The 17,318-nt window shown below is 52.2% G+C and carries 21 protein-coding genes; 7 read left to right on the top strand and 14 right to left on the bottom strand.

The features are described from left to right. A partial coding sequence (locus ABYP33_RS07360) for an acetyl-CoA carboxylase biotin carboxyl carrier protein subunit (protein ID WP_373089974.1) occupies positions 1-307 on the top strand: 307 nt, incomplete at its 5' end. After that, positions 307-1,209, top strand: coding sequence for a hydroxymethylglutaryl-CoA lyase (locus ABYP33_RS07355; RefSeq protein ID WP_373089972.1), 903 nt, complete (start codon positions 307-309; stop codon positions 1,207-1,209). The genes ABYP33_RS07360 and ABYP33_RS07355, both read left to right, overlap by 1 nt. A 578-nt stretch (positions 1,210-1,787) precedes the next feature. On the opposite strand, the gene flgL is transcribed toward ABYP33_RS07355, so the two are convergent. From flgL to flgB, 11 genes are all read right to left on the bottom strand, one after another. Continuing rightward, positions 1,788-2,981, bottom strand: a complete 1,194-nt coding sequence (flgL, locus tag ABYP33_RS07350) for a flagellar hook-associated protein FlgL (RefSeq protein WP_373089970.1) — start codon at positions 2,979-2,981, stop codon at positions 1,788-1,790. Positions 2,982-3,050: 69 nt separating this feature from the next. Further along, positions 3,051-4,940, bottom strand: coding sequence for a flagellar hook-associated protein FlgK (gene flgK / locus ABYP33_RS07345; RefSeq protein ID WP_373089968.1), 1,890 nt, complete (start codon positions 4,938-4,940; stop codon positions 3,051-3,053). A 19-nt stretch (positions 4,941-4,959) separates the two neighbouring features. Next, on the bottom strand, positions 4,960-5,403 hold the full coding sequence (locus ABYP33_RS07340; protein WP_373089965.1) for a rod-binding protein: 444 nt from the start codon (positions 5,401-5,403) through the stop codon (positions 4,960-4,962). A gap of 13 nt (positions 5,404-5,416) precedes the next feature. Then, the gene (locus ABYP33_RS07335) at positions 5,417-6,547 is read right to left on the bottom strand and encodes a flagellar basal body P-ring protein FlgI (protein WP_008246910.1); all 1,131 of its coding nucleotides are present in this window, start codon (positions 6,545-6,547) and stop codon (positions 5,417-5,419) included. 11 nt (positions 6,548-6,558) lie between these two features. Beyond that, a complete protein-coding gene (flgH, locus tag ABYP33_RS07330) occupies positions 6,559-7,263 on the bottom strand; it encodes a flagellar basal body L-ring protein FlgH (protein WP_373089963.1) in 705 nt (234 codons plus the stop codon). Positions 7,264-7,290: 27 nt separating this feature from the next. After that, entirely contained in the window at positions 7,291-8,076 is a 786-nt protein-coding gene (flgG, locus tag ABYP33_RS07325) for a flagellar basal-body rod protein FlgG (protein WP_008246907.1), read from the bottom strand. A gap of 14 nt (positions 8,077-8,090) precedes the next feature. After that, positions 8,091-8,834 carry a flagellar basal body rod protein FlgF gene (locus ABYP33_RS07320; RefSeq protein WP_373089961.1) on the bottom strand — a complete coding sequence of 248 codons (744 nt, stop codon included), beginning with the start codon at positions 8,832-8,834 and terminating at the stop codon, positions 8,091-8,093. 37 nt (positions 8,835-8,871) lie between these two features. Then, positions 8,872-10,089 (bottom strand): flagellar hook protein FlgE, encoded by a 1,218-nt coding sequence (gene flgE, locus ABYP33_RS07315; protein WP_008246903.1) that lies wholly within the window; start codon positions 10,087-10,089, stop codon positions 8,872-8,874. 57 nt (positions 10,090-10,146) lie between these two features. Then, on the bottom strand, positions 10,147-10,812 hold the full coding sequence (locus tag ABYP33_RS07310; protein ID WP_373089957.1) for a flagellar hook assembly protein FlgD: 666 nt from the start codon (positions 10,810-10,812) through the stop codon (positions 10,147-10,149). 11 nt (positions 10,813-10,823) lie between these two features. Next, the gene (flgC, locus tag ABYP33_RS07305; RefSeq protein ID WP_373089955.1) at positions 10,824-11,225 is read right to left on the bottom strand and encodes a flagellar basal body rod protein FlgC; all 402 of its coding nucleotides are present in this window, start codon (positions 11,223-11,225) and stop codon (positions 10,824-10,826) included. A gap of 3 nt (positions 11,226-11,228) precedes the next feature. Then, on the bottom strand, positions 11,229-11,645 hold the full coding sequence (flgB, locus tag ABYP33_RS07300) for a flagellar basal body rod protein FlgB (protein ID WP_373089952.1): 417 nt from the start codon (positions 11,643-11,645) through the stop codon (positions 11,229-11,231). 328 nt (positions 11,646-11,973) lie between these two features. On the opposite strand from flgB, the gene flgA reads away from it, so the two are divergent. The 3 genes from flgA to ABYP33_RS07285 all read left to right on the top strand — a co-directional run bounded on the left by flgA (position 11,974) and on the right by ABYP33_RS07285 (position 13,524). Then, positions 11,974-12,687 (top strand): flagellar basal body P-ring formation chaperone FlgA, encoded by a 714-nt coding sequence (gene flgA / locus ABYP33_RS07295; RefSeq protein ID WP_373089949.1) that lies wholly within the window; start codon positions 11,974-11,976, stop codon positions 12,685-12,687. Positions 12,688-12,805: 118 nt separating this feature from the next. Next, the gene (gene flgM / locus ABYP33_RS07290) at positions 12,806-13,105 is read left to right on the top strand and encodes a flagellar biosynthesis anti-sigma factor FlgM (RefSeq protein ID WP_373089946.1); all 300 of its coding nucleotides are present in this window, start codon (positions 12,806-12,808) and stop codon (positions 13,103-13,105) included. A gap of 2 nt (positions 13,106-13,107) precedes the next feature. Beyond that, the gene (locus tag ABYP33_RS07285) at positions 13,108-13,524 is read left to right on the top strand and encodes a flagella synthesis protein FlgN (protein ID WP_373089943.1); all 417 of its coding nucleotides are present in this window, start codon (positions 13,108-13,110) and stop codon (positions 13,522-13,524) included. Between the two features lie 45 nt (positions 13,525-13,569). Here the strand turns inward: ABYP33_RS07285 and ABYP33_RS07280 are convergent, their stop codons facing one another. Further along, a complete protein-coding gene (locus ABYP33_RS07280) occupies positions 13,570-13,845 on the bottom strand; it encodes a GNAT family N-acetyltransferase (protein WP_373089941.1) in 276 nt (91 codons plus the stop codon). A 30-nt stretch (positions 13,846-13,875) separates the two neighbouring features. Continuing rightward, positions 13,876-14,163 carry a hypothetical protein gene (locus ABYP33_RS07275; protein ID WP_373089939.1) on the bottom strand — a complete coding sequence of 96 codons (288 nt, stop codon included), beginning with the start codon at positions 14,161-14,163 and terminating at the stop codon, positions 13,876-13,878. A gap of 273 nt (positions 14,164-14,436) precedes the next feature. Between ABYP33_RS07275 and zwf the strand changes: the two genes are divergently transcribed. After that, entirely contained in the window at positions 14,437-15,894 is a 1,458-nt protein-coding gene (zwf, locus tag ABYP33_RS07270) for a glucose-6-phosphate dehydrogenase (RefSeq protein WP_373089937.1), read from the top strand. Next, positions 15,887-16,582, top strand: a complete 696-nt coding sequence (gene pgl / locus ABYP33_RS07265) for a 6-phosphogluconolactonase (protein WP_373089935.1) — start codon at positions 15,887-15,889, stop codon at positions 16,580-16,582. The genes zwf and pgl overlap by 8 nt, the downstream gene beginning before the upstream one ends. 50 nt (positions 16,583-16,632) lie before the next feature. On the opposite strand, the gene eda is transcribed toward pgl, so the two are convergent. After that, positions 16,633-17,250, bottom strand: coding sequence for a bifunctional 4-hydroxy-2-oxoglutarate aldolase/2-dehydro-3-deoxy-phosphogluconate aldolase (gene eda / locus ABYP33_RS07260; RefSeq protein ID WP_373089933.1), 618 nt, complete (start codon positions 17,248-17,250; stop codon positions 16,633-16,635). Positions 17,251-17,318: the final 68 nt, after the last annotated feature.

Raw genomic sequence — 17,318 nt, 5'->3', positions numbered from 1 at the left:
CGGCTACAGCATGTACAGCGCTGAGCGCGCCGTGCACTTCAATATCAAACGTCCAGACTTAGGCGACAACAGCGGCGACGCCACCGAAAATCAATTAGTCGCGCCCATGAACGGAACCGTAGTCAGCCATTTGGCTACCGAGGGCAGTGTCGTGAAAAAGGGTGATCCGCTATTGATTATGGAAGCCATGAAAATGGAACACACCATCCGCGCACCAAGCGACGGCACAGTCAAAGCCTTTTATTACCAACCCGGCGAATTGGTCAGCGGCGGCGCTGAATTACTGCAACTAGAGGCCGCTGAATAATGGGTACCAATATCCCCAGCAGCGCCCGTATTGTCGAGGTTGGCCCCCGAGATGGCCTGCAAAACGAAAAGCAGCCTATTGATATCGCCACCCGTGTACAGCTAATCAATATGCTCAGCGCCGCCGGTCTCAACACTATTGAGGCCGGCAGTTTTGTGAACCCAGCGTGGGTACCACAAATGGCCGGTAGCGAGGACGTGTTCAGCCAAATTGACCGCCTTCCCGGTGTTCGTTATGTGGCACTGGTGCCAAATGGCAAAGGCTTTGAGCGCGCCGCCAGTGTAAACGCCAATGAAGTTGCCATTTTTGCGGCGGCTTCAGAAGGTTTTAGCCAAAAGAATATCAATTGCAATATTGAAGAAAGCCTTGCGCGTTTCAAGCCGGTAATGAGCGCAGCCAAGGCGGCGGGGATTCCGGTACGCGGCTACATCTCTTGTGTTATCAGTTGCCCCTACGACGGTGAAGTCTCGCCACAAAAGGTCGCAGAGGTCGGCGAGCGCTTGCTGGCAATGGGCTGTTACGAAATATCCCTCGGCGATACCGTCGGCACCGGGACACCCGCCTCGGTGACTCGTATGCTAGATGCCGTGTTAAAAATTGTACCCGCCGACAAACTCGCCGTGCATTTTCACGATACCTACGGCCAGGCCTTAGCCAATATTTACGCCTCACTGCAAAGGGGCATAGCGGTCATCGACAGCTCAATTGCGGGCTTGGGTGGCTGCCCCTATGCCAAAGGCGCAGCAGGCAATGTCGCCACCGAAGACCTCGTCTATATGCTCAATGGCCTGGACATTCAGCACGGTGTGGATCTCAACAAACTCATCGCGGCAGGTCAGTTCATTAGTGAAAAATTAAATCGACAAAGTGGTTCAAAAGTTGCGCTGGCCTCTTGCCAATAAATGAAAGTAATGCCGAAAGCTAGACGGTCTTAACTACATGCATTACCCGTAAATGCGTAGCAACCTCAGCTCGTTAGCGCAAGAATTGCGCCAGGCACTTAGCACTTTTAGTTTCACTGGTCGGCAATATTTGTAAGCTAGGGCGCACGGCCACATCGTCCGACAACGAGCCATCGGGGTAAGCAAACGATGACCGTTTGCCGGAATCACTATACTCAGGAAGCGGCTGTCGGCTTGCATCTATCGGTATTGGCGAGCTTAGCCAATTCAGCCTATGGTGCTTAAAATTCCAACACTCATGCGTGGAGAAAAAGGCCTTCTATTACTCGCAGTTTAATTGCAATCACTGCAAGCCACGTGAGGTCATCACCGATACCACGCTAGATCAGCATTACGCGCGGTCGTCGAAATTTATATGATCAAGTGAGTCGAATTAAATTATCCAGATCATTACTCAATACGAAAATGCCGCTCCGGCGGCAATATAAAATCGATACGAGCCAGTGTGATCGGGCAAATGTGTAGACTCTCTGATCCGCCGTACTTTTACTCATATATACCTGGCCGTCCGACTATCACTACAGATAATTAAACAAGGACAAGCCCTGCACCTTACTAAACGCTTGCTGGGCGGCCTGCAATGCCGCTTGCTGCTGGCTGAAGCGTGAAATAGCTTCGGCATAGTCCAAGTCATTCACTAAGCTTAGATTCTCGGCAATTTGCAGGCTGGCACCAGCATTAATATCCGTTTGCCGCTCGAGTGACTGCAGGCGCGAGCCTATGCCGGTTTGCTTGTTAATCAAGTGGTCCATCGCCTGATCGATATTGCTAAGCGCGGTATTAATTTCACTGTTTTGCAAGGCGCGGCCACTATTGCTATTGCGCGGTGTTTCTAGGGAGACTGCCAGCGCCTCGACCATGGAAAACAAATCTTGGCGCTGGGCGGGCGCGATGGTGAATTCGTCGCCGGCAGCCGCAGGTCCTTTAATTTTAACCGACATCCCGCCTACGCTAATATCGCCACCATCCTGGTAGGCGGCACCGGTGACCACGGCGCCGCCAGCATTAAGCACCTCATATTGGCTTGAACTGGTAAAACGAACGGTAAAGGCTTCGCGATTAAACTGCCCCAAGTCGGTGACGCTACCAGCGTCAATCACTGCGCTCCCTGTATTGGCGGGATTACTTCCGGTTTGAAATTTGCCATTGCCATTGAGGATATTCATAAACACTTCTGAGCCGGGGTCGCCATCTGGCAGACTGCGCGCGGGCCCAACTTGCAATTGACGCTGACCATCGTCGCCGTTATACACATAGCCTCCGGCCGTTTTGGCAAAGGGTGAACTGCCCTCTTGATAGCCGGCAAAAATAAAGTGACCGCTGCTGTCTTTGGTGTTGGCGTAACTGAGTAGATTATCGAGCTGTTGACGCAGTTCAAAGGCAATGGACTGACGCGACTCATTGCTCTGAGTGGCGTTATTGGCTTGCACCGACAACTCCCGCACCCGCTGCAAAACGTCGACACTATTGTTCACAATACTCTCTTCTAAACGCAGCCTACTGCCCAAGAGGTTGCCGTTGCGCTCGTATTGTTCGGTTTTTTCTTTGGCGCGGGTCAGCTCGAGACTGCGCACGCTACCAACGGGGTCGTCTGAGGGGGTGAGAATTTTTTGGCCGGTGGCAACCTGCAACTGGGTTTTAGACAGTTTGGCCTGCTGGCTCAACATGCTATTAACCCCATTGGCGTATAGCTGACTGGTGGAGATTCTCATACGTCTACTCTCTGTGTCATATCCACTGCACCGCGTCTGGCCTCATTTAGTGAGGCATTAGCGCCTTATTTAACGAAACGCACTCATCAGGTTCTGAAATAAATCATTGGCAATGCTGGTGGCCTGAGCAGCGGCTTGATAGGCCTGCTGAAATTTAAGGAGGTTGGCAGCCTCTTCGTCTAAATTCACCCCAGACACACTCTCGTAACGCGCTCGGGTTTGACTGAGCAAGTTTTCTTGGGATTGCTTATTAATCTGCGCACTACGCGTAGCCACTGAGATATCGCCAACCAAACCATTAACCGCGTCTTGTACACTAACCGTCCCGCCATTAAGAAGCTTGAGGTTTTCAGCACCCGCCAGTTTTAGAATATTGCGGTTGTCGCCCACGGCATTGGTATTGGCACCGATAAAAAATTGGTCGCCCGCAACGGGGCTGCCATTAAGCACAAATTGATTGCCGTTAATATTCAGCTCAGCGCCCGGCGTATAACTAAAACTACCGCTGCCATTAATTTGATACGTGGTGGCCGTCAAAAATTCAATATCAACATTATCCAATAAATTGGGATTGCCACTGGCAACGATATTGGTCTGACTAATACTGCCTGAACCAATATTATTGCTACCGTTTAAACTGCGGGTGGCAGCCGCCGCCGCGATGGCAGCCGGGTCGGTTAGCGCAAGTTTTAATCCGGCGGCAGCGCCCTCAGTGGGTTGCAATACAAATTGGTCACCCGCCGCCGCGGGACCATTTAAGCTAAATTGCACGCCCTTATATTCAAATGGGTCAGCGACACTGCCAGTGCCCGTTACGCCGCTAAGCTGCGCGCCATTGGCCTCATCAAAAAACGACCAGTTTGTGCCGTTAAAACGCATTAATACATTATTGCCAGTCACCTGGGACAGGTCGGAGATTTGCACCGTCATTTGCGTGGCGCTGGTATTGTTTAGGCTGCGATGTACGACCGGATCCGGCACCGAGAACAGATCGCCGCCCTGGTTACCCCGTAAATCAATACCGGCGCGGTTTTGCTCGTTCATGGAGCTGGCTACGGCCAAGCTAATACGACCCAGTTCATTGCGAGTTTCATTCAGCAAGCCGTTACGGAAGTTCAAGCTGCCGCCCAAGCTGCCGCCACTGAGACTGCTGCTAATCACCGCCTGCCCCCCCCCCATGTCCATGGCGACTTCAATTCGGCCGGGTTCAAAGACATTCGGCACCGCATTCATTTTTATGGTGCGCTCACCTAGTACCAGCGCTTCGCCGTTGCCAACAAACACACTTACCGTGCCATCATTTTGCTCAACCGATTTAATGCCAATTAATTCATTAAGTGACAACAGCGCCTGATCCCGCTGGTCGAGTAAATCATTTGGGGTAGTGCCGAATTTGCCTCTGGATTCACTGATGAGCAAATTAATATCAGCAATTTGAGTGGCCAAATCATTGATATCGCTTACCGAGGTACTAATACGCACATTCACTTCGCGGCTAAGACTGTCGAGCTGAGCCGACAAATCGGCGAAGCGGTCGCCCAGGCCTTGGGCCTCGGCCAACATCAGTTGCCGAGACGAGATTGAGGATGGGTCGTCGGCCACACCTTGAATACTGTTGTAGTAGCGCGACAAGGACGCACCCAAGCCCAAATTGGGATCAGCCAAGGCGTTATCTAATTGCGAGGCCAGCTGATAGCTATTATCCACCGCCGAGAACGCCGCTTGCGCACTGCGCAATTGGCCTGCGGTAAAATTATCGTATACCCGGCTTACCGAGGACACTTTTACACCTGAGCCAATCGTAGTGTTGCCCAGCTGTTGCGGTACCCGCGTGGCAAAATCGACCCGCTGACGGCTATAGCCCTCAGTGTCAGCATTGGCAATATTGTGACTGGTGGTGGCGAGCGCGCGCTGATACGACACCAGTGCCGACAGGGCATTACCTAGCATGTCACCCATGTGTTACCCCTTAATTCATTTACAGTTTATCGGCAGACAAACTGAAATCTTGAATACTGCTATTGTGGCTTTGCTTACTAAGCTGTTGCAGCTTGCTGCGCAAGGCTGCGCCCTCGCCACTCATACCCGCCCCGCCACTATCTGCGCTCTTTGCGTTAGTAGCGGCAATCGGCCCCCGTAACTGCGCCGAAATTGAGTCGGCCATGCCAATCCCGCCCTGCTCAGCAAGGGTGACCGACAACTGGCTGTCGAGCATTTCTTCATACATTTTGGTGCTTTCATCAGAGAACAAGCCGCCTTCGGGCACACCAGCGCGCATGCTCTTTAACATCATTTGCAAAAACAGCGCTTCAAATTGCTTGGCAACAGGGGCAATCGCCTCTTCGGCATTTTCGTTGGCGTCTTTACGCAAGGAAGCCAAACCTGAAAAGTCGTGGTAATTGCTACTGGCTTTAACGTCCATTGCCGTGGTTCCTTTAGATCACTAACAGCTCGGCGCGCAAGGCACCGGCTTGGTCTAGGGCTTCAAGAATGGCCACCAAGTCACTGGGCGCCGCACCCACTTTATTAATGGCTTTAACAATTTCCTCTAGGGTCACCCCGGCATCCAGCAAAAACATCCGCGAGCCAGTTTCCTGCACGTCGATACTCGACTCTTGCGCCGCCACGGTTTGGCCACCGCTAAATGCGCCGGGCTGGCTAATATCAACCCGCTCGGTGATCGATACTGTTAACGATCCGTGAGTCACCGCCGCAGGCATAACCCGCACATTGCCACCAATTACAATGGTGCCCGTGCGTGAATTAACCACCACCCTCGCAATCGCCTCGGCGGGCGTAATTTCCAAGGTCTCCAACATCGAAATAAAGGTAACACTACGGTCAGCATTACTGGGGCCGAGTACTTTAACGGTGGCGGAATCCATGGCACTGGCGGTGCCGGCACCAAATTTAGCGTTAATTTCTTCTACCAAGCGGTGAGCGGTGGTGAAATCAGCTTTCTTTAAATTCAGCATAATTTCACCGTTAGATGACATCGCACTCGGCGCCGCCCGCTCGATAATCGCACCGTTTGGTATGCGGCCTGCACTGGGAATATTCACCGTGACCCTGGAGCCATCGCTGCCCGATACGCCCAAACCGCCAACCAGTAAACTGCCTTGTGCCACTGCGTACACTTGGCCGTCTGCGCCCATCATCGGCGCCATCAACAAACTACCACCACGCAGACTGGCGGAATTACCAATGGACGATACGGTGACATCCAAGGTTTGGCCCGGTTTAGCAAACGCCGGCAAACTGGCGTGCACGGTAACCGCCGCCACGTTTTTAAGCTGGGGATTCACATTGTCGGGAATACGTACACCAAAGCCGGTGAGCATATTGCGAATACTTTGAATGGTGAATTGCGCCTGGCTGGTTTGGTCACCCGTGCCACTGAGGCCAACCACCAAGCCATAACCGACTAATTGGTTGTCGCGTACACCCGCAACGTTAACAAGGTCTTTTACGCGCTCAGCTTGAGCCAGCGGCGCGATAGCGAACAGCGCAATGCTGCAAACAGCGGCAATTTTGCGCAAGCATGAATTTGATTTAAACACTGACATTGCAGCCGTCCTCAAAAGGGTGACAACACAGACTGGAACAAACGTCCCAGCCAACCCATGGAATTTGCGTCGGCCAACGCACCTTTGCCGCTATAGGTAATGCGCGCATCGGCGACTTTGTAAGACGGTATGGCATTGTCTGCGCCGATGTCTTCGGGACGGATAATGCCCTTTATGCGAATAAACTCTTCACCCTGGTTGATGGTGACCCACTTTTCGCCCCGCACTCGTAAACTGCCGTTGCGCAGTACTTCTGACACGGTGACGGTAATACTGCCGGTTAAACTATTGCTCTGGGTACTACTGCCCTTGCCTGAAAAATCCTGATCCGACGACACCCCGGTGGTTAATATCGGCACGCCATTACTCGTTACGCCTCGACCAAACAAGGTCACGGTTGGCACTGAAATATTGCTCTCTTTGCCGGTGGCGGTGCTGGATGACTTACTCGCGTCGGTTTTCTCTTCTAAGGTGACGGTAATAATATCGCCAACCTGACGGGCGCGACGGTCAACAAACAAGGTCATGCCGTAACCTGAGCGATAAATAGAACCCAAATTTTGGTCATCGTCTGGCGCCACCGAGGGTGCTGCCGATTCGTAATCAGCAGAGCTGTCTTTGGCAGGCGCCGATGAACACGCCGACAGCAATGCCACCATCAATACCGCAATGGCAGTACCCAAGCGATAGCGACCTTGTGTCTGTTGAATATTCATATGCACTACCCTGCTCTAAATCGCAAATTAAAGATTATTATTCACGTATTGCATCATTTGGTCGCTGGTGGCAATGGCCTTGGAGTTCATCTCGTAGGCGCGCTGGGTTTCGATCATATTCACCAGTTCTTCCACCACGTTGACGTTTGAACCTTCAAGGGCGCCTTGCTGAATACTGCCCAGCCCGCTTAAACCCGGCGTGCCGGTTTGTGGCGAGCCGCTAGAGGCAGATTCCATATACAGGTTTTCGCCGCGGGCTTGTAAACCCGACGGGTTCACAAAGTCAGCGAGCTGAAAGCTACCCACCTGCACTGGCGCCGCGCCGCCAGCCAATACCGCGCTAACTACGCCATCGGACCCAATGGTGATGCTTAAGGTGCCCTGGGGTACGGTCATACCCGGATCAACCACATTGCCGGTATTGGTCACAATCTGGCCCTGGTCGTCGAGCTGAAAAGAACCGTCGCGGGTATAGGCAATACTGCCGTCAGGCATTTGTACTTGGAAAAACCCCTTACCTTCAATGGCAACATCCAATGAGTTATTGGTCTGATTCAACGTGCCCTGCTGGTGAATTTTTTCGGTAGACACCACCCGCACCCCAGTACCGATATGCATACCGCTTGGTGAGCGAGTTTGCTGAGACGTCTGGCCGCCCACTTGACGCATATTTTGGTAGAGCAAGTCTTCAAAAGACGCTCGATCCCGCTTAAAGCCGGTAGTATTGGCGTTCGCCAAGTTGTTACTGGTTACTTGCATCCGGGTTTGTTGGGCATCGAGACCCGTTTTAGCGACCCATAATGATGAATTCATAGATAACCCCTTGTTTATTCCATACGCATTAAGCGGCTGCCTGTTTCAGCAACCGTTTCTGCGGTGCTCATGGCCTTGACCTGCATTTCAAATTGCCGCGCCAGTGAAATCATATTCACCATGGCGTCGACGCTATTCACGTTTGATGCTTCTAAATTGCCCGAACTGATGCGGATATCGGCTGAGGTTGGCGCAGTGCCACCATCGCGCATGCGCATCAAACCGTCCTCGCCTTTCTGCAACTGATTTGACGCGGCATCGACGAGGCGAATTCGGTCTACTGTCGACAGTGATTCCGAGCCCTGCCCCAACGGCACAATCGATACCGTGCCGTCTTCGCCAATCATCAAGCTTTCGTGTTCGGGAATCGCCACCGGACCGCCGTCACCCATCACTGGTTGCCCGGCGCCGTTGAGCAGCATGCCGTCGCTGGTAATATGAAAATCACCACGGCGGCTATAGGCTTCGCTGCCGTCAGGGGCCGTAACCACAAACCAGCCCTTGTCGCCGCGAATGGCAACATCCAACTGACGGCCAGTAGCCATAATAGAGCCCACTGAAAAATCTGAGGTTTCGCCCTGATACACCGAGTTAAAACGGGTGGCCATACCAGGGCCTTCCACCTGCTTAGACAGAACATTCTGAAAATCGCCACGAAAACCCGCCGTGCTCACGTTCGCCAAATTATTGGCATTCGTGGTTTGGGCCAGCTGCGTATTCTTTGCCGCTGTCATGCCGATATACAGTAATCTGTCCATATAAACTCCCGATTAAGGCGGCCTAAACCGCCCTCAATTAACGGATATTGATGATCGCTTGGGTTACCGCATCAGCGGTAGAGATCATCTGGGTGTTGGCTTGGAAGTTGCGCTGAGCGGTAATCATCTCAACCAACTGTTCGGTTAAATCTACGTTAGAGCTCTCTAGGGCGCCGGATTGCAGCAAACCAAAATTAGAGGTGCCCGCTTCGCCAACCCGTGGACTGCCCGAGGAGAAAGTCTCTGCCCAAGAAGTATCGCCCTGCTGCTGTAAGCCATTGGGGTTAGTGAAACTGGCCATGGCAATTTTACCCAGCTGAGTAGATTGGCCATTGGTGTAACGTGCAGACACAACACCAGTAGAAGCCACCTCAATTCCGGTTAAGCGACCAGTGGTGAAACCATCTTGCTGAAGATTATTAACGCCAAACTCTTGGCCGTACTGAGTACTGGCATTAAAGTTAAACGACAAGTTCATGTCGGCCGAGCCCGTGCCGGGATCGTATGCTGGGTAAGTCACCAAACCATTGGCGGGCACCTGTAAAACGCCAGCATTACTAAACGTTAGGGTATTAGCGCCACCTACCGGGTTATTGTCGACATAGAGTTGCTGATTCCAGGAATTAGCCGCCGCATCGCGCACAAAATACAGGGTCGCGGTGTGCTGTGTACCGAGTGAGTCATACACGGTCATAGATGTTGCGTGGTTGTAGCTACCGGGCAGGGTCGGGTCAAAAGGCGCAACCGACGGCACTGGTGCGTTAGCGGGCAGGTTTACACCAATGTCTCCGCGGGCGGTTTGCTTGGGCGCATTTTCATTTACCTCTAATTGCAAATCGCTCAGTGAACCCGTTGAGAAACCGCCGTTGCCCGTGGGTGGAAACACCTGCAAGCGCTCAAGATTATTGTTCACCACGAAGCCGTCGCGATCTACGCTAAAGGCGCCCGCGCGGGTGTAAGTCACCCCGCCGGAACCTTTCATGGTGAAGAAGCCCTCGCCACTCACCGCAAGGTCTAAGTTATTATCGGTGAAATCGACATTACCCTGAGAGAACTGCTGAGTAATGGTAGCCAAACGCGCTCCGGCGCCAGGCGTAGTTTTGGTTACGTCATTATTGGCCGTGGCGTACACGTCGGCAAAGGCCGCACGCGAACCCTTAAAACCGGTTGTATTCACGTTGGCAATATTGTGCGCGGTCACATCCAAATGCGATTGCGCTGCGTTTAAACCACTGAGTGCGATACGAAAGCTCATTTTGTAACTCCTGCTAAGGATGTAGTGTTGTCATTGTCTGAATAGCGCAATCGCAACTCAGCTAATCTCTTTTATTTGTGACAGACTGACCGTACCCAGTCCTTGGATTTGCACCTGGGGACTGCCACCGCCCGCGGGCACACTGACGCTAATGACCGCACTGCGCATTTCGGTAGTCAGTGCCTCAACTTTGTTGCCGTTTAAATAATTGGCCCGAATTTGGTAATTTCCCGGCGGCATACGCTCGCCATTCAAGCCAATGCCGTTCCATTCAAACCGGCTGGTACCGGCCGCTTGCGGGCCCATTGGCACCTTGCCAATAACCTCGCCACTGGGCGCCAAAATGTCGATATCTAAGGCCGTGGTGCTAGTGGGCAACTCAACTTGGCCACGCACACTGCCTCCGCTGGGTAACGCGGCAACGCCCGACTCAACCAATACGTCTTTACCAATCAATGACGAGGAATCGAGGAGCTGAGCAGAATAGAGCGAGCCGGTCAGCGCGCTGAGATTTTCGTTCATTTCACTGATGCCACTCACCGAGGTCAACTGGGCCATTTGGCTAATAAATTCAGTATTGTCGGTGGGTTTAAAGGGATCCTGACTTTTTAACTGCTGCAGCATTAATTTCATAAAATCGTTCTGGTCCAAGGACGATGCATCTTTCTTCGCCTTACTGGTCGCGTTCTGCATTTGCAGCTGCTCTAGGGTGCGCACTTCCATTACTCAGACTCCTACTGCTGGCCAAGCTGCAAGGTGCGCAGCATCAGGGTTTTGGTGGTAGAAAAAACTTCGGCGTTATTCTGAAACGAGCGCGATGCCGACATCATATTGGCCATCTCTTCCATGGTATTAACGTTGGAGGCGTACACATAGCCGTCGACATCTGCCTGTGGGTGACCTGGCTCATAACGTTTCATTATTGGCGCGTTACTCTCAACGACGCCAGCCACGGCCACCCCCGCCACTTCGCGCTGTTGATCCAGCACCGTGGCAAATACCGTTTGCCGCGAACGATAGGCATCGGCCTCGCTGCCCGCGACCGAGTCGGCATTGGCCATATTGCTGGCCACGGTATTGAGACGCATCATTTGCGCATTCATTGCTGACGCGGCGATATCAAGTGGATTAGCCATGGTTTATCGGCCTCCCTGGAGTATGGATTTAAGCCCGCTAAGACGGTTACCGAGAAACTGTAAGGTGGCCTGATAGCGCATAGCGTTATCAGCAAATTCGGCTTGTTCGATATGGGTCTCGACGGTATTACCATCGAGCGACGGCTGATAAGGCTGACGATACTTTAACGACGCCGCCAAGGCATCTGCACTGCCATCGGCGCGACGCTGGTGAGCTGCATTAGTGACCTTAAGCGACAGCATTGGCAGATCCCCAGCAGCGGCGGAATTCGATAAGGCCGTGCGGAAATCAATATCTTGAGCCTTGTAGCCAGGAGTATCGGCATTGGCAATATTCGCGGCCAAGACCTCATTGCGTTTATTCCGCAATAACAGGGCTTGTTCGTGTATGCCTAAGGCTTTGTCAAAATTAATCGCCATTTTCTTACCGTTTCGCTAAAGTTGTGCGGCTGGTTGCCGTTAATCGGTTAACACCATAATTTTTGCTGTGTACCGTGTTTGCAATGAATCAACGCAAAGGCCGTGCCATATAATTTAGCCTTTATTTTTCAATAACTTAAAAACCCTCCCCTGCACAATTGCCAAAATAACGGCAAGGCTTTGCCGCTAATCGGCAAAAATCCGGCACGGGCTATCCGCCTTTATCCTGACCTTGCGCCCTGAGACATTTTAGAAATTTTCCCTTAAAGACTGGCACAAGCATTGCTATCACTACCTTACCGACAAATCTTTGACGTGAGTAATGGCTATGCGCGGATCGACAGCCTTAAGTAAAATTCTGCTACTGGGCACGGCACTTTATCTGTTCAACAGCGCCAGCACTGCCGCGTCTACCGAAAGTCACAACCGCATTGCGGCTACCGCCAAAGCCTATATCGCCACCCGCCACCCATGGCAGCAACTCAGTACGACGATCACTGTGCAAAAACTCGACCCTCGCACTAAACTCAGCAGTTGCCCGGGTAAGCTCGAGGCCTTTTTATCTAACGGTGCCAAAATAAAACGCCGAACAACGGTCGGCGTTCGTTGTACCGCAGGCGCCAAACCCTGGAAGATTTATCTGCCCGTCACCGTAGAGGCCTATGCCAAGGTCATGGTGGCCCGTCATCCAATTGCACCGGGCAACATTATTAACGCTGACAATGTAAGCTGGGGGAAGCGCGATATCACCAGCCTCGGCTATGGCTATTTACAGTCTTTAGGCGATAACGGCGGCTATCAAAGCCGCCAGAGTATTGCCCAAGGCGCGGTGCTTACGCCCAATATGGTCACCGCTAGCAGTATTATTAGTAAGGGCCAACGCGTTCAGCTTAATAGCAATGATGGCCCGGTTAGCGTAAGTATGATGGGCATCGCCTTGCAAAATGGCGCCTTAGGCAAGCGAATTCTGGTTAAAAACCTCAATTCCGGCAAACAGCTAGAGGGGGTCGTCGCGTCCGAAAACAGTGTCGTGCTCAATTGAGCGCTGGCGCGGCCAAGCATGGGACAAGCCCCTATGCTCAGCGCAGTAAAATTCGTGCTAAAGTTTTGGTTAATAGTGTCGATATTTCAGGCGAAAGCGATTTAAAGGGGATTTAACAATGGTTGACCGTATCGATGGCTCATCGCTGAGTCAGGCTCGCAAGCTCGACAGCGGCCGTACCGGTGCCAGCAAATCAGACAGCACGGTCACGAGCCCAGATGCGGCCGGCACGGCAAAAACAGCACAGGTGGACACCCCGCTATTGGAACGCACCCGCGCCCAGGTAAATAGCAGCGATGGCATTGACCGGCAAAAGGTTGAAGCGATCAAAACCGCTATTCGCAATGGCGAGTTTACTATCGACGCCAATAAAGTGGCGGCTGCATTGGTTAATATGGAAGCCCTAAGCGGCAGCTAAATATGAGCGATGAACTGAGCGAAGTACTGCACACGATCCACCTCGAAGCTCAACGCTTAGAAACGCTGCTGGGCGAAGAGGCACTTATTTTAAAGTCAGCGCGGGATGCTGAGCAGTTGGAGGCGGTGGTTCAGCAGAAAATGGACTTGGTTCAGCATCTCGAGCTCCTCGAAATACGCCGTCGCCAATTAGCAGACGCAGCCGATGAACGCAACGACGCGCTTTGGCAGGCAAGCCTGACGATTCTCAGTCGCTGCCAAGCTTTAAATACTCAAGCTGGCGCTGACATTAGTACCCAGGCTCGCTACGGCAAACGTGCACTCGAAATTCTCGGTGCGAGCAATAATGACACGCCAATATACAGCGCCGGTGGCGAAACCCTAGGTCCACTTGGTGGCCAGCAACTGGGTAAAGCCTAAGCCCGACATCCTTGCCCCCTCCTTAGCCGATTGCTGCATAGCCACTTACAACGCCATTTCCATATAAAGGTGATTATCTAAAACACCGTTATAACTTTTATTGCGTTTGATGATTTTAAAACCCAGCTGCTGATACAAGCGCAGGGCGCCAATATTTAACTCTGCTACGTCTAAACTCAAGGTTGAATAGCCGAGTTCTTGGGCCCGAGCTGCCATAAAATTAATGAGCTGCGCCGCAATACCCTTGCCTCGCCACTGTGGGTCAACCGCAATATGACAGAGGTAATAGCAACCTTTGCGCGGCGGTTTAACTAGCCGCAATTCAAACAGCAGGCCTTTTACGATTCCCCGTCATCCATACTGGGTAAAAATGGCCTTGGCATTGCCCATAAAGGTCGCGTCATGGCTGGCTTTGTCAAAACCGCCTATGGTGGCCATCAGCCGACCATCTTGTTCGTAAACAAAATGATGACGGTGACTAAACATCGTTGTTGATTTGGCGAATTCACTGGCGAGGAATTCACGAATATTTGGGCCATGAGTACAATTGAATATTTGCTCAAAGGCCACCTGCCCCGATGAGAACACCAACTCTGCCGCTGCCGCACTGTCTTGCTCTTGCGCCGCCCTTACCGCCATTTGTCACCCCGATTTTAATCGGGGTAGCATAGCAAACTCGCTTTTTTCTACCATACTACAAGTGTGTGATACGCTTTTATGGCACGCCAGTGGTATGCATAACCACTCAAACACTCTATGCTAAAACTCAAGATACGCCGCGCTCCGACACGTTTTCCAACAGTACTACCACCATTTATAGTGGCCAGTCAGGAAAATGCGCTGAGCCGCATCAAGCAATCGTTTCATTGAAGCCGTCACGAATTCACGTGAACCTAATTGAAGAGTGTAGCGATGACCCAAAACAAAGCGACACAACTTGTTATTTTCGGCGGTACCGGCGACCTGGCCTTGCGCAAGCTGCAACCGGCATTGTACAAATTGCAACGTGAGGGTTTTTTAGAGGATGTATGCGCCATTATCGCATTGGGTCGCGCCCAGACGAGCGATGATACATACCGAGACTTAGTAAAAACCAAGATGCAGGAATTCCTCCCCGCGCACTTCTGGGATGAACAACACTGGCGAAATTTTGCCGCCAAACTCAGCTTTGTGAGCTTAGACGTAAACTCACTCAAAGATTACCACCGTCTCAGCGACGCCGTTCAGCATCACAGCGCCACCACTGTTTTTTACCTGGCCACGCACTCCACCTTGTACACCAGTATATGCCGAAATTTAAACAGTATTGGCGTCGTCAATGCCCAGTCGCGGGTAGTCCTTGAGAAACCCCTTGGCCATGATTTGGCTAGCTGCACCGAGATCAACCACGAAGTCTTACAGGTGTTCCCCGAAAAAAACATCTTTCGCATTGACCACTATCTTGGCAAAGAAACCGTTCAGAATTTATTGGTATTACGTTTCGGCAACGCCCTGTTCGGCCCGCTGTGGAATAGTCAGTATATTGATAATATTCAGATCACCGTGGCCGAAGATATTGGCGTCGAAGGTCGCGGTGACTTCTACGCCAAAACCGGCGCCCTCCGCGACATGGTCCAAAACCACCTTTTACAGCTGTTGTGCTTGGTCGCAATGGAGCCCCCCGCCAACCTCCGCGCCGATACCATTCGCGACGAAAAAGTAAAGGTTCTGCAGGCCCTGCGGCCAATTACCGCCGCCAATGTCAAAGCCAAAACGGTGCGCGGCCAATATATTGCAGGCGCGGTCAAATCGGCACCAGTTGCCGCATTTCTTGACGAAACCGGCTTTGAAGACAGCGAAAATACTGAAACCTTTGTCGCCTTACAGGCCGATGTACATAATTGGCGCTGGGAGGGCACGCCCTTTTACTTGCGCACCGGAAAACGCCTGAGCAGACGGTTTTCAGAAATTATTGTTGAACTAAAAAAGCACCCCTTCAGCTTATTTGAAGGCGACCCCAATGATCTGCCCAACAAACTGGTGATTCGGCTACAGCCAGAGGAAAACATCACCCTGTATAAGGTCAATAAAAAACCTGGTCTGAGTAGACAGCTAAAATTAGAGCAAGTCGAATTAAATCTCGATGCCGATTTCCATGACGAATTACAGGCCCATGAAGCCTATGAGCGACTATTATTAGATGTACTGGAAGGTGACCAAACCCTGTTTATGCGCCGCGACGAAGTTGAGGCCTGCTGGGCGTGGGTAGACGGTATTATCAGTGCGTGGCAGGAAGCGGGCATTCAGCCCAAAAGCTATGCGGCAGGCTCCATGGGGCCAAACGCTGCACTGGCACTGCCAGAAAAAACCGGGAGAAGCTGGCATGAATAACAAACCGACTCTTATATTGTTACCCAACCGCGACGAGTTAAACGCGGTATTAAGCGAGGATATTGCCAAGTATTTAAATACGGCACTGAATAAATACCGCGCGGCAAGTCTCGCGGTGTCTGGCGGGGCAACCCCCGCCAATATGCTGACCCTACTAGGCAAGAAAAAATTGGACTGGCCCCGTATTCAAACCCTGCTGGTTGATGATCGCTGGGTGGCTGCAGATCATCAAGACAGCAACCAAGCCATGCTCAATAAAACCCTATTCAGTGGCCTTGCCGCCAGCAGTCGCTACCTGCCCTTAAAAAATGACGCCGGCGATGTCAATGATGGCCAATACGCCTGCGAAGAACAGCTGGCTGAGTTAACTTGGCCGCTGAGTCTTGTTCATCTGGGCATGGGAAATGACGGCCACACCGCGTCGTGGTTTCACGACGCGCCGGAATACCCCATGCTAACGGCAGCTCACGAACAGCACTGCATTGCCGTGCACCCTGGCGCTGCACCGTACTCCCGCATATCACTTACCCCCGCCGCGGTGTTATATAGCGAGCGCATTGTGATTCAGGTGTTCGGCAAGGCCAAGCGCGATGTACTGGAGCGCGCGCTGGCCAAAGACGCCGATTATCCGATTTCCCTAGTACTGCACCAACAGCGCGTACCCGTCGATATCTATTGGGCGCCTTAGCCAGCCACCTCTAGACCAAGTCTAGCGTTTAAGGAATGAACTCATACGGCTCACTGGTATAGGCTTTTTAACATTGTTAAATAGCCTTCCCGATCTTTAGCCAAATTCTCTTCACTGGGCACAATCCAGCTACCGCCAACGCAATGCACATTCGGCAGCGCCAAATAGTCGTGGTAATTCGCTTGGCTTATGCCACCCGTCGGGCAAAACACCGCATCGGGAAAAGGTCCCGACATTGCTTTTAACAGAGTAACACCTCCAATAGCCGTGGCCGGATACATTTTAAATACGCGGTGCTCTTCTGCCATTGCGGCCATTATTTCAGTGGCCGTTGCCACACCGGGAATATAGGTGGAGAGGGTTTTGTGCGCCAGCATCGAGAGCTCCCGTGAAAAGCCCGGACTAACTGCAAAGTCCGCCTCGTCAACAGCCCGCAACATTTGCCGGCGATTGATGACGGTGCCAACACCGATTAAGGCATTGGGCACGAGGTCTTTAAACATTTTGACCATTTGCCACGCGTCCGCGTGACGCAGGGTAATTTCCACTGCGGGTACGCCAGCTTCGGCAAATAATTCAGCACAGGCTCGGGCGTGATCTAAGGATTTGAACTGGGCGACCGGCATCACCGGCGCAGTTTTCTGGACTAGCGTTAGCGCGTCATTCATTTCTCGCATCCTCTTTTAACTGCGTAACGCCTACTCTACACGCCGGCAACACGAGGGTCGATACACCA

Origin of the sequence: Zhongshania sp., from assembly GCF_041584495.1 — a bacterium.
Lineage (GTDB): Bacteria > Pseudomonadota > Gammaproteobacteria > Pseudomonadales > Spongiibacteraceae > Spongiibacter.
The sequence above is the reverse complement of the archived record's forward strand: the minus strand, read 5'-3'. Positions and strand labels throughout refer to the sequence as shown.